13 protein-coding genes are annotated in these 12,522 nt (G+C 58.6%); 5 read left to right on the plus strand and 8 right to left on the minus strand.

What is annotated here, in order from left to right:
• Positions 1–2 precede the first annotated feature (2 nt).
• On the minus strand, positions 3–650 hold the full coding sequence (gene maiA, locus IG616_RS09255; RefSeq protein WP_192147883.1) for a maleylacetoacetate isomerase: 648 nt from the start codon (positions 648–650) through the stop codon (positions 3–5).
• 472 nt (positions 651–1,122) lie between these two features.
• On the opposite strand from maiA, the gene IG616_RS09260 reads away from it, so the two are divergent.
• A complete protein-coding gene (locus IG616_RS09260) occupies positions 1,123–1,734 on the plus strand; it encodes a hypothetical protein (RefSeq protein ID WP_192147884.1) in 612 nt (203 codons plus the stop codon).
• Positions 1,735–1,742: 8 nt separating this feature from the next.
• Here IG616_RS09260 and IG616_RS09265 read toward each other — a convergent pair whose 3' ends face one another.
• Entirely contained in the window at positions 1,743–2,897 is a 1,155-nt protein-coding gene (locus IG616_RS09265) for a YeeE/YedE family protein (protein ID WP_192147885.1), read from the minus strand.
• A 162-nt stretch (positions 2,898–3,059) separates the two neighbouring features.
• Between IG616_RS09265 and IG616_RS09270 the strand changes: the two genes are divergently transcribed.
• Positions 3,060–4,445, plus strand: coding sequence for a tetratricopeptide repeat protein (locus tag IG616_RS09270; RefSeq protein ID WP_192147886.1), 1,386 nt, complete (start codon positions 3,060–3,062; stop codon positions 4,443–4,445).
• Between the two features lie 60 nt (positions 4,446–4,505).
• Positions 4,506–5,750 carry an OpgC family protein gene (locus IG616_RS09275; protein ID WP_343072357.1) on the plus strand — a complete coding sequence of 415 codons (1,245 nt, stop codon included), beginning with the start codon at positions 4,506–4,508 and terminating at the stop codon, positions 5,748–5,750.
• A 94-nt stretch (positions 5,751–5,844) separates the two neighbouring features.
• Here IG616_RS09275 and IG616_RS09280 read toward each other — a convergent pair whose 3' ends face one another.
• On the minus strand, positions 5,845–6,132 hold the full coding sequence (locus IG616_RS09280; protein WP_192147887.1) for a BQ00720 family protein: 288 nt from the start codon (positions 6,130–6,132) through the stop codon (positions 5,845–5,847).
• Positions 6,133–6,167: 35 nt separating this feature from the next.
• Complete coding sequence (locus IG616_RS09285) at positions 6,168–6,596, minus strand: Hsp20 family protein (RefSeq protein WP_192147888.1); 429 nt, start codon at positions 6,594–6,596, stop codon at positions 6,168–6,170.
• A 261-nt stretch (positions 6,597–6,857) separates the two neighbouring features.
• On the opposite strand from IG616_RS09285, the gene IG616_RS09290 reads away from it, so the two are divergent.
• Positions 6,858–7,217: an MmcQ/YjbR family DNA-binding protein gene (locus tag IG616_RS09290; RefSeq protein ID WP_192147889.1), complete on the plus strand. Its 360-nt coding sequence runs from the start codon at positions 6,858–6,860 to the stop codon at positions 7,215–7,217.
• 72 nt (positions 7,218–7,289) lie between these two features.
• On the plus strand, positions 7,290–7,931 hold the full coding sequence (locus tag IG616_RS09295) for a glycoside hydrolase family 25 protein (protein ID WP_192147890.1): 642 nt from the start codon (positions 7,290–7,292) through the stop codon (positions 7,929–7,931).
• Positions 7,932–8,020: 89 nt separating this feature from the next.
• Here IG616_RS09295 and IG616_RS09300 read toward each other — a convergent pair whose 3' ends face one another.
• From IG616_RS09300 to IG616_RS09315, 4 genes are all read right to left on the minus strand, one after another.
• Positions 8,021–9,100: a sn-glycerol-3-phosphate import ATP-binding protein UgpC gene (locus IG616_RS09300; RefSeq protein ID WP_192147891.1), complete on the minus strand. Its 1,080-nt coding sequence runs from the start codon at positions 9,098–9,100 to the stop codon at positions 8,021–8,023.
• Positions 9,101–9,108: 8 nt separating this feature from the next.
• Entirely contained in the window at positions 9,109–9,951 is an 843-nt protein-coding gene (ugpE, locus tag IG616_RS09305; protein ID WP_192147892.1) for a sn-glycerol-3-phosphate ABC transporter permease UgpE, read from the minus strand.
• Between the two features lie 10 nt (positions 9,952–9,961).
• Entirely contained in the window at positions 9,962–10,843 is an 882-nt protein-coding gene (locus IG616_RS09310) for an ABC transporter permease subunit (RefSeq protein WP_192147893.1), read from the minus strand.
• Positions 10,844–10,951: 108 nt separating this feature from the next.
• Complete coding sequence (locus IG616_RS09315; RefSeq protein ID WP_192147894.1) at positions 10,952–12,262, minus strand: extracellular solute-binding protein; 1,311 nt, start codon at positions 12,260–12,262, stop codon at positions 10,952–10,954.
• Positions 12,263–12,522 lie beyond the last annotated feature (260 nt).

A 12,522-nucleotide genomic window follows, 5' to 3' on the forward strand; every position in this document is an offset into this window, starting at 1 on the left:
ACCTACTCCGCATCCGGCTGATTGGCAGGGGCTGCCTTCTGAAAGGCAGGCAGTTCCATGCAGCGCTCGTAAATGGCGGAAATGACCGGATAGGGCGTCATGTCCACTGCAAACCGCTTGTTGTTCGTCACCTGCGCCACCAGGCAGATGTCCGCAAGCCCTGGCGTGTCACCACAGCAATAGGCATGCGCGACCGGCCGGTTTGCCAGCAGGTTTTCCAGTGGCGCGAACGTTTCAGCCACCCAATGCCGGAACCAGACCGCAACGGCCTCCTCTCCTGCCCCGAATTCGGTCTTCAGATAGGTCAGGATCTTGAGATTGTTCACCGGATGGATTTCACAGGCGATCATCTGGGCCATTGCCCGTGCCTGCGCCCGTGCCACAGGTTCCTCCGGCAGCAGCGGCGGCTCCGGAACGGTTTCGTCCAGATATTCGATGATCGCCATCGACTGGGTCAGAACCGTTCCATCCGGCAGTTCAAGCGCGGGCACCAGCCCTTGCGGATTGAGCTTGAGATAGGCGGGAGAGCGCTGCTCGCCGAGGCGCAAATGATGGGCCCGGTATTCCGTTTCGATGCCCTTGAGGTTCAGCGCAGCGCGCAGCCTGAACGAGGTGGAACTGCGGAAATAGGAATGAAGCACCGGTATCATCTGTCACCTCCCAGGGTCCTGCGCCCGCTCCGGACCGCTTCCTCCAAAGCAGAAGGTCCGGGGATGCATGGAAGGTCAATTAGTTGCATACGCAACTTAATCCGGCAAGGCCACTCAGGCCAAACGATGGAGTGGGCGCTTCAAAAGCAAAGAGGGCCGCAGCTGCGGCCCTCCCATGAGATCGATTTGACCTAATTGTCCGGATCAGATCCCGGCGAAACTGCGCGACACCAGAGGCTGCTCCAGCACCGGCAAATTCCGCCCAGACATTTGGGCCAATTTCGGGGTCTCACTAGACATGGGCACACCTCCTTTCAAGCTGTTGACGATATGGAGAGTGTGGGGATTCTTGCGCCTCGGTGCAAGACCGTTAAACAGGCAAAACCGGTGAAAGTGGCGCCAGAACCGGCTAAGAAATGATCTTGACCATCCGCCCGTCAGGTCCCCTGAATTATCCGCTCAAGACAAGATCATGCGCCACCGCACCTTCGCCCCCGACTGCAACCAGCCTCTTGATGGTCTCGGCTACGAGGCCGGGCGGCCGTTTTCGGGCTGGCAATCCCGTCATCTTGAGACGCTGATTGGCGGCTGGCTGCAGCTTGACCCACCCAATCTGGAGCTCGCAACGCTTGCGCTTGAAGAGTTGACGGAGCGGCGGGAGGATCTGAACGCACGGATGAAGTTCGCAAGACTGGAACTGGCGCCGATCCCCTGGCTTGGCGCGGCCAGAGCGGCTGTGCTCGGCACGCTTCTGCCGCAGCTTGCCAATGAGCGCAAAGGCACGGGCGGCAGGGGAAAGGTCTATGTGATCCTGCGCGGCGGATACACGGAAACGAGCCAGTGGTACGGCGCCTATGTCGGCTCGACCTCCCGCCCGATCGCCAGCCGTTTCAAGGAACACCGTGAGGGAGGCGCCAGATCGGCGAGAGGGCTGCCGGTCCATGGCATAGAACCGCTCTACAGCCTGTTTCTGCCGCTCAACCCTATCGGATCAAGCCGGGCAAAGATGGTAGAATGGGAGACGCGGCTGCATGAATGCCTCGCCCCCATTATTCCGAAGGTTACGGGTGATGTTGCCTTTTAGGCGAAGGCTCAACCCATCCCCAGCTTCAGGCGCAGGCGGGTACCAAGAAGGCTGCCCAGGAAGCCGAACACCAGCCACAGCCAGCCGTGGAGCGAGCCGGAAACAATTCCGCCAAGATAGGCGCCAATGTTGCAGCCAAAGGCAAGGCGGGCCCCATAGCCCATCAGCAGCCCTCCAAGGGTTGCGGTCGCCAGGTCTTTCCCGGACGGTTTCCAGACGGGTGCAAACTTGCCCGCAAGAGCCGCTGCGGCAAAAGCCCCGATCAGAATGCCAAAGTTCATCACGGACGTCGTGTCCCTGAACACGCTGCCCTCGAGCGCTGCGGTCTGCCCCTGCCAGAAGGGCCAGGTCTCAACCGGTATGCCTGCCGCATGGAAAACCTTCGCGCCCCAAAGCGCAAAGCCGGAGGTAATGCCCCAAGGGCGCCCCACCACCACGAATGTTAGCACCGAGACAACCGCGATCATCACCGCGCCGAGCATCGGCGACCAGGGTCCGCGCAGCAGCGAACCGGTCTTGCGCGGTTCAAGCAATTGCCCATGCGCCTTACGCTCGATCGAGATCGTCAACAACGCGATGGCACCTAGCACCAGTGCGGTCAGCAGAAACGCCAGCACGGGTCCAAACGTGGTCACAATGGAAATCGCCGGAAGCGCTGGCAGCGCATTCCACAGATGCAGATGCGCCGTCGCAATCACAGATCCGAGAATGAAGGCAGCAAGCGTGACCATCATACGGGTCGAGCCACCTCCCGCCGTGAACAGCGTGCCGGATGCACAACCACCGCCAAGCTGCATGCCAACGCCGAACATGAAGGCGCCGATGGCGGCAGCAACGCCGAACGGGAACACGAAAGCACCGGTTGGCCAGCCCAGATCAGCCCCCCAAGCGATCAGCGGGAAGGACACAGCCGACGTCAGCAGCAGGAGCACAAACTGCGCCCTGAGGCCGGTTCCCTTGCGCTCGGTCACGATGTGGCGCCAGGCCGCCGTGAACCCAAAGCTGGCGTGATACAGCGCAAGCCCTGCCAGAGCGCCAATCAGCACCGCTCCGGCCTGCCGTGGCCCGGAGACCCCATAGGCAAAGACAGTGACAAGGCCCAAAGCAAGGACAGCGCCGGTTACAGCGAGCCGCTGGGATGCGGGAAGAGATACGTTCGTCATGACCAGTCAACTAAGTGTTTGAGGAGAAAATCACAAGCAAACGAGGGGCTCAACACACGCATAACACCATCTTGTGTTTTGCAGTTCAGAACGCCCTTGCGGTTTTCTGAAACTCACACCTCCTGACCGCAGAGACCATTTTTAAAGAGAGGACCCGGCCAAATGGCTCAAACCGACCAGTTTGGATATGAACTTACCCTCTCAAGCCCGGAATGTGCCACCTTCTGGAACAGTACCGTGACAGCCTTTCTGGCGCATGGACGCGAAACACCCGTGTTTCTTGGCAAGACACTTGAGCTGGATCCGCTCTTCGCCCTGGGTCACGCAGCCCGGGGCTTGTTCTGCCTCATGCTGGGCAGGCGTGAAATGACCCTGGCCGCAACAGAGGCCTGGCAGAGCGCCGATGCCGCACGCAAAGCACGCAACGTGACTGACCGCGAAGCTGCCGTTGTCGACGCGTTGAAAGACTGGCTCGACGGCTGGCCAAGCAGGGCGGCGTTCAGGATGGACCGGGCGCTTCTATCCGCCCCAGAGGACGCATTTCTCCTCAAGCTGGTCCATGCCACCCGCTTCATGATGGGGGACAGCACGGGAATGCGGGCCTCGATTGAGGCTGTTCTGGGCTCCTATGACGAAACCCATCCCGCTTATGGCTATGTGCTTGGCTGCCGTGCCTTCTCACTGGAAGAAACAGGAGACTACCGCCTGGCGGAAGCCTGCGGAAAAAGGGGACTGGAGTTTGCGGCCAATGATGCCTGGGGGCTTCATGCCGTTGCCCATGTTCACGATATGACAGGTCGGTCAGAGGAAGGCATAGCATGGCTGGAGAAGCGCCCCGATGGCTGGGCGCATTGCAACAACTTCGGCTATCACGTCTGGTGGCATCTGGCCCTCATGTATCTGGATCAAGGCAAGCCGGACAAGGCGCTGGAACTCTACGACAGCGAGGTCCGGCGGGACCGAACCGACGATTTCCGCGACATTTCAAATGCTGTTTCGCTTCTGGTCCGCCTGGAGCTGGAAGGCGTGGCAGTGGGCAGCCGCTGGCATGAACTGGTGCATTTGTCCGACAAGCGTGCGGAGGATGGCTGCAACGTCTTTGCGGATCTTCACTACATGATTGCTCTTGCCAATGGCGGGACCGGTCAGGCGGTGAACCGGCTGCTGCTTAGTTTGCAACAGCGCGCCACGCTTCCAGGAGGAGACATGCAGCCAGTTGCTGAAAAAGCGGGCCTTCCGGCCGCTCAAGGATTGGAAGAGTTCCGGGCAGGCAACTACGGTACGGCCTTCCGCTTCCTGACCATCGCGCAAAAGGACTTGCAGATCATCGGCGGCTCGCACGCCCAAAGGGATGTTTTCGACAGGATAACCATCGACGCCGCACTGCGCGCTGGTCTTGCGGCAGAAGCAGAAGCTGCCTTGCGGACAAGGGCAAAACGCCGGGGTGCACTCGACCGCTTCGCCGAACTGAGGCTTGAAACCTGTCACAAGATGCAAACGGCTCAAAGCGTGATGTTGGATAACCGCCTTCGCGCCACAATGACATGACATCTGAATTGCCGCCCTGTAGGCGGGCATTCCCTGTCCCTGACATATTTGCAGTTGAACGTGAACGCACAGACCCAAATCAAGAAGCAACGTGACCCACGCCTGGATTTCTTCCGTGGCCTCGGCATGTTCATCATTTATATCGCTCACCTGCCCAACAGCTGGTGGGCGCTCTGGATCCCAGCCCGCTTCGGATATTCCGACGCAACGGAGATTTTCGTTTTCTGCTCCGGAATGGCGTCAGCGATCGCCTTTGGCAAGGTTTTCGACTTTCATGGCCTTGGCCTCGGCACGGCCCGCATCCTGCACCGCATGTGGCAGGTTTACTGGGCGCATATCGGCCAGTTTCTTGTCATCGCCTCCGGCCTGGTTGTGGTTCAAAACAGCGGCTATCTCACGCTGTGCTGCAATCTCGATTACAATTACGTTGAGGCATTGAACCTCCACAGGTTCTTCAACTCGCCGGAAACGACACTTCCGCGCCTTCTGACGCTCACCTATGTGCCGAATTATTTCGACATCCTGCCGATGTACATCGTGATCCTCGGCCTCGTGCCGGTCATGATGGCTGTGGCACGGTTTTCGGTGCCAGCCGGCTTCGTATTGTCGGTCTCACTCTGGCTGCTCGCAAACTTCGGTTATCTGAACCTTCCGGCGGAGCCCTGGTCAGACCGGCCCTGGTTCTTCAACCCCTTCGCCTGGCAGCTAATCTTCTTCACCGGCTTTGCGTTCATGCGCGGCTGGATTCCGGCCCCGCCGGTAGACCGGCGCCTGGTGATTCTAGCTGCGGTCCTGGTAATCGGCACCATTCCGCTGGCATGGTTCCGCATTCAGGAAGCCGTGCCGGGCATCTCCCAGTTCAACGCGGATATTGAGCCGCTTCGGGTCAAGACCGAGTTCGGTATCCTGCGCTTCATGCATTTCCTGTCCCTTGCCTATCTGGCCTGGGTAGCTGCGGGTCAGCATGGCCGCCGCCTGCTCGCAACGAAGGGAAGCCTTTGGGGCAAGACCGTTCATGTCGTTCAAAAAGTCGGACAGCAATCCCTGCCCGTCTTCATGGCAAGCCTGGCGATCGCCCAGGCTGCGGCGATGCTGCGCGATATGGCTGGTGCGCATGACACGCTTATGGGTCAGATTCTCTCCAATGGCCTGGGTCTTCTGGCGCTTGTTGCGGTGGCATATGTGGCAGGCTGGTTCAAGAGCCAGCCCTGGCGCAAGCAGCCGGTAGCACCGCTGTCAAAGCCTGTGTCCAATGCCGGGCCCCACACCGTGGCCTCCCAAAACAAAGTCCTGGAGAAAGCCTGACCGCGCTTTGTCCACTCACCAGAATCTCTTGTCCTGAATGCAAAACGCCGGCCCAGAAGCCGGCGTTTTATCTATTGCTCTGGTTCTCGTGGTCTTAGTGCAAGCTGACCATTTCCAGATCATGCTCGAAAGCATTTGCCAGAGCCGCTTCACGGCTGTCGGCCACCAGAATCGGTGTGCCATCCGCGTTCAGCAGGGCCCACAGGACCGTCGTGTCCTGGATCGGGGGCGCCTCCGGGAAATATTTCGCCAGATCCTTGGCCTGCACCTCACGCACATAGGCAACGATGCCGGCGCCCAGACTGGCCAGAACTTCCTCGCTCATGGCAGCAATTTCCTGTTCCCGCGCGATAGCGGCGGGATCGTTGGGATCACGCGTCATAGAGATCACTCCAATGGTAAGTCCGGCGGTGGCGATCAGTCGCCGCTGGAGATTTCGATCTTCCGGATCACTCGTTCCGGCTCAGGACGCGCCAAGTCGATGGACAGAAGCCCATCCCTCAGGTCTGCTCCCAGAATCTCTATTCCCTCCGCGAGCACGAAGGCGCGCTGGAACTGCCGGGCCGCGATGCCCCGGTGGAGATACTGGCGGGTCTTGTCATCCACCTGACGGCCGCGGATCACCAGCTGGCTTTCCTCGACCGACACATCAAGCTGATCCCGGGTAAATCCGGCGACCGCAAGCGTGATGCGGATGATATCGCCCTGACCACCAGTCTTCGGCAACCGCTCGATATTGTAGGGCGGATAGCCGTCGTTGGCGGCTTTTGAAACACGATCCAGCACGCGTTCGATATCATCGAAGCCGAGCATGAACGGGCTGGAAAACGCTGACATGCGTGTCATCGTCAAAGTCCTTCATAAAGCGACCTTGCGCCCGAACCCTTTTCTAGGCATCCGGACTGGAGTGCTCACCACTCCGTATTGATTCGAATATGGCGACAGTCGGACCGGGTTTCAAGTTCGCCCCCCTCCGAGCGCCCGGCATGCCCTGATTTATGAGTGGGCATCCTTAATCCCCACAGAAAAACCTGGAAGTTTGGAGATCTCCGGGCAACTCCTGTAGCAAATGGCAGGCATCAACTGCCCCCGGACGGAGACGCACAAATGACACGCGGCGAATTCGACATCTATTGCGGCGCCCTCCCCAAGGCCACCCACGTCATTCAATGGGGCAATGCTTCGGTCTGGAAGGTGGGCGGCAAAATATTTGCTATCTGCTCGGGCTGGGGCGGGGCAAATGGTGACCGGATCAGTTTCAAGTGCTCGGACCTGTCCTACGCGATGCTGATACAGGAACCCGGTATCATCCCCGCCCCGTATCTGGCACGGGCCAAGTGGGTCATGATCGAGCAGGCCGGAGCCCTGACCGGAGATGAAATACGGGCCTATATTGCCTCAGCACACAAGCTTATTGCTGCCACGCTGACCCGGAAGGTCCGCGCGGAGCTTGGGCTATCCGTCTAAGCGCATTTACTGCCATCACGACTGCCCCGCCAGTGCGTCTTCAGGCATATTGCTGAACACGGAGCCGTATCCATGAGCACCCCGCAAAATCTGACCGGGATCGATGTGTCCCACTATCAAGGCACCATCGACTGGACCGAAGCCGCTGCCAATCCCGTCAGTTTCTCAATGATGAAGGCGACCCAAGGCACCGGATTTGTGGACCCGATGTTTCAGACCAATTGGCAGGGAGCCAACGCGGCGGGGATCAAGACGGGCGCCTATCACTATTTCACGCCGGAAAAGAGCTTTCTTGAGCAAGCCCAATTGCTTCTGGGGCAGCTTGCCTCCGTGGGATACGATCCGGCATCGGATCTGCCGCCTGCAATCGACTGCGAGGTGACCGATGGCGTCAGCAACGCCGCCTTCACCTTTGCCCTTTCCAGCTTTGTTGACATTCTGCGGCGGCAGCTTGGCGTGATGCCCATGATCTACACATCCTCAGGCTTCTGGAACCAGATCGGCGACCCGGACTTTTCCGAATGCCCGCTCTGGATCGCTGATTACACCAGCGCCAGCCAGCCCACCCTGCCCGCCTCCTGGACCGGCTATGTGATCTGGCAATACAGCCAGGATGGCTCGGTGAACGGAATCGAGGGGCCTGTCGACCTCAACCGGCTGGGCAGCGCCTTGCCGGCAATGTCCAGTTCCAGACGCGTTCTCGACTGGTTCTGACAGGAAAAGGCCGCCCCGGTTTCCCGGGACGGCCCTTCCGCCAGCCATTGGGACCCTCGTAGATCCAATGGCAGACTTTCAAAAACAGGTCAGCCGTCGATCCGGCGGCCCGTGTCAGCGTCGAAGAAGTGCACGTCCTTGGCCTTGGCGCTCAGAACGATCTCCTGACCCGGCTCGAAATGCGCATGGCTTTCAACCCGGATGACAATTTCCGGACCGCCATCGCCACACTCCGCATAGAGATAGCTTTCCGCGCCCACCGGCTCCAGCACGTTCACCTTGGCCTTCAGCGTCAGGGCAGCTTCCGGAGATCCGGCCGGGACAACGTCCAGATGCTCGGGACGGACACCGGCAATATAGCGGTCTCGGCCATGCGGATTAGCTCCGCTGAGGCCCGCCCCTGTTTCAAATGCCAGACCGGACGCATCGGTCTTCACCTTCAGAAGGTTCATGGCCGGAGAACCGATGAAGCTGGCGACGAAGGTTGAGGCCGGCTTGTCATAGACCTCAATCGGCGCACCAATCTGCTCGATGTTGCCACCGTTCAGAACCACAAGCCGGTCAGCCAGGGTCATGGCTTCCAGCTGATCGTGGGTCACATAGACGCTGGTGGTCTTCAAGGACTTCTGCAGCCGCTTGATTTCCACCCGCATCTGCACGCGCAGCTTGGCATCGAGGTTCGACAGCGGCTCATCAAAGAGGAAGGCAGCCGGTTCACGTACGATGGCGCGGCCCATGGCGACGCGCTGACGCTGGCCGCCGGACAAAGCCCGCGGCTTGCGGTCGAGATAATCGCCGATTTCCAGAATCCGCGCGGCTTCCTTCACCCGGCGGTCGATCTCGTCCTTGGCCATGCCCCGGTTCTTCAGACCATAGGCAAGGTTGTTATAGACCGTCATATGCGGATAGAGCGCGTAGTTCTGGAACACCATGGCGATGTCCCGGTTGGCCGGATCAACATTGTTCACGACTTTGTCGCCAATCTTGATCTCGCCCGTGGTGATATCTTCCAACCCTGCAACCATGCGCAGAAGGGTGGACTTGCCGCAGCCGGACGGGCCGACCAGGACAATGAACTCGCCGTCGGCGATGTCGATCGAGACGCCTTTGACGGCTTCAACAGCCCCGCCATAGACCTTCCGGACCGTATCGAGAGTAATCGTAGCCATTTAAATCCTCACTTATCGCTCTCGACGAGCCCTTTGATGAACCAGCTCTGGAACACGATGACGACAATCACAGGCGGCAGCATCGCCAGGATGGCCAGCGCCATCGCGTCGTTGTAGGCGGGGATCTGAGCCCCGATCCAAACCTGCAGGATCTGCTTGATGCCGCGCACCAGGGTGAAGAAGCCCTCATCCGTGGTGATCAGGGTCGGCCACAGATACTGGTTCCAGCCGTAAACGAACATGATGATGAAGATCGCCGCGATCATCGTCTTGGACAGCGGCACCAGAATGTCGATGAAGAACTTCCACGGGCCTGCCCCATCGATCCGGGCAGCCTCAAGAAGCTCGTCCGGAACCGACTTGAAGAACTGACGGAAGTAGAAGGTCCCCGTTGCCGACGCGATCAAAGGCACGATGAGACCGGTGTAGGTGTTCACCAGCCCCAGCTTCTGAACGATTTCATAGGACGGCAGGATGCGGACTTCCAGCGGCAGAAGCAGCGTGCAGAAAATGACCCAGAAGCACAGAGTCGCCAGGGGAAAGCGGAAATAGACGATGGCGTAGGCCGCCAGCATCGAGATCACGATCTTGCCCACGGCAAATCCGATACCAAGGATCAGCGAGTTCTTCAGCATTACGAAGCCATTGACTTCCTTCGTGAAGCCGCCGGCCTTGGTCAGAACACGCTCGTAGGTGCTGACAAATTCGTTGCCGAAGTCGAACTGCAGCCCCGTACGGAAGATTTCAATGTTGTCATGGGTCGAGGTCAGAAACGCCAGAACGACGGGCGTAACCATGAACAGGACACCAGCAATCAGGATAAGGTGGTCGCCCACTTTGAGACGGTTCACTTATGCCTCCTCAATTGTAGTGGACACGCCGCTCAATCAGCCGGAACTGAATGACGGTGAGAACAAAGACAACAACCATCAGGATCACCGACTGCGCAGACGATCCGCCCAGATCGTTGCCGCGGAATCCGTCCTGATAGACCTTGTAGACAAGGGTGATCGGGTCATCGCCGGGCTGCGTCTTCAAAAGAACGTCAATCACGCCGAACGTATCGAACAGGGCATAGGTGATGTTGATGATCAGAAGGAAGAAACCGGTCGGCGCCAGAAGCGGGAAGGTCACTGTCCAGAACCTGCGGAACCCTGAGGGGCAGTCAATGGCGGCAGCTTCCTGAACAGACTTGGAAATGCCCTGCAGGCCGGAAAGCAGAAAGATGAAGTTCACCGGGATCTGCTTCCAGACCGCCACAACCACCATGGCAAAACCTGTGTCATTGTAGTTCACCCCGATCCGCATATCCCAGCCGAGAGCCTTGAACATCTTCACGATCGGGCCGACGTGCTGGTCAAACAGGAAGATACCGATCAGACCTGCAACGGGCGGTGCAACCGCATAGACCCACATGAGCAGGGTCTTGTAGGCGGAACTGCCGTGAATGACCTTGTCCGCCTTGACGGCGAGCACCAGCGCAATGGCGAGCGAGAAAAAGGTTACGCAGAAGGTGAACACGCCGGTGAACCGGACAACCCGGCCATAGTTACTGTCGGCGAAGACATCCTTGAAATTGTCCAGGCCGACGAAGGTCGAGCCGAAACCAAACGGATCTTCTAAATAAAAGGACGAGCGCACGGCCTCCGCTGCCGGCCACAGGAAGAAGATCGCAACGATCGCAAGCTGTGGCAAAAGCAGGATGTAAGGCGTTAGGCGGCTGTCGAACTGGACTTTCTTCATGGCCCCATTCCCTGAACCGCGGCCAGCCTTGGGTAAGACCGACCGGATCAAAACACGAAAAGGTGGGGACGCCAATGCGTCCCCACCTGTCAGACCGTGGGGCCTGAATTACTGAGCAGTGGTCTTTGCGAAACGCTCAAGCAGCTTGTCGCCCTCGGACTTGATCGTGGCGAAAGCGTCCTCAGAAGATTCTTCACCAGCGAAGACCTTGCCGAGTTCACGGTTCATCACGTCACGGATCTGGACGTAGAAGCCCATCCGGTAGCCCTTGGTCCACTCGCCGCCCGGCAGGGTCAGCTGCTTGATGCCGACTTCAGCAGCCGGAGTGCGCTCGTAATGACCGTCCTTCTTGGCCAGCTCGTAAGCAGCGTTGGTGATCGGCACATAGCCGGTTTCACGGTGCCACATGTACTGGACTTCCGGAGAGGTCAGGTACTGGAAGAAGGACGCAACGCACTTGTTTTCCTCAGCCGGCTTGCCGGACATCGCGAAGAGAGCCGCACCACCAATGAAGGTGTTGGTGCCTTCGTCGATCACAGACTTCCAGTAAGGCAGGAAGGTTGCGGAGAACGGGAACTGAACGGTCTTGGCAACACCGCCGAAGGATCCAGAAGACCCGAGCCAGAAGGCAACCTTGCCGTCGTTGAACGGAGCCTGGTTATCGTTCCAGCCAGCGCCGTAATAGGCGTAGTAGCCGTCATCGATCCACTTCTTCAAGGAGGAGAAGTGCGCCTTGATTTCCGGGCCGAAAACCAGCTCGGTGCCTTCTGCGCCGTCGTAACCATTGTGGTTGGTTGCGAACTGCAGGTTATGACGGGACATGAAGTTTTCGACGAAGATCCACGGGGTGTGAGACTGGGCCAGCGGAATGTAGCCGGCTTCCTTCAGCTTCGGAGCGATTGCTTCGAACTCTTCCCAGGTCTTCGGAGCTTCGACACCAGCCTTCTTCAGCGCATCTTCGTTCACGTACATGATCGGAGAAGACGAGTTGAAAGGCATGCCGATCATCTTGCCGTCCTTGTCGGCATAGAAGTAACGGACGCCGGAGATGTAATCTTCAATGTTGAAGTTGACGCCGTTCTCGGTCAGCAGATCCTGAACCGGAACAACTGCGCCCTTGGCACCGATGATGGTGGCGGAACCGGCGTCAAACACCTGCAGGATGTTCGGCTGTTCGCCAGCGCGGAAAGACGCGATACCGGCGGTCAGGGTGTCTTCATAACCGCCCTTGTAGACGGGGGTGAGGTTACAAGCATCCTGAGACGAGTTGTAGTCTGCGGAGATCTTGTTAACGACTTCGCCCAGGGCACCACCCATGGCGTGCCACCAGGTGATATCGGTCGCTGCGAAAGATGCAGTGGAAGTTCCGAGCAGTGCAGCAGCGGCAACTACGCTCGCAACCGTCTTACGATAAGCCATTTTTATGCTCCCATCCCTGGGGGAAGTTCCCCGGTCAGCAGTACGAAATCCTGAGGGACAGCCTGTTGGCGGCAGCGCCCTCGTGACAACACCTGCGCTTCGTATTGTTTTCGTATGAACGCCTTATGACATTCATATGAACCTTAAACGACAGTTCGAGCGCTCGGAAAGAGCTTTTTTGTTTTCATTAGCCAGATAACGCGCCGGTTTTTAGAAGTGGCAGACAAATATCAATATTTACAAATGGTTACTCCGGTATA

It is taken from the genome of Roseibium litorale (assembly GCF_014842915.1).
Lineage (GTDB): Bacteria > Pseudomonadota > Alphaproteobacteria > Rhizobiales > Stappiaceae > Roseibium > Roseibium litorale.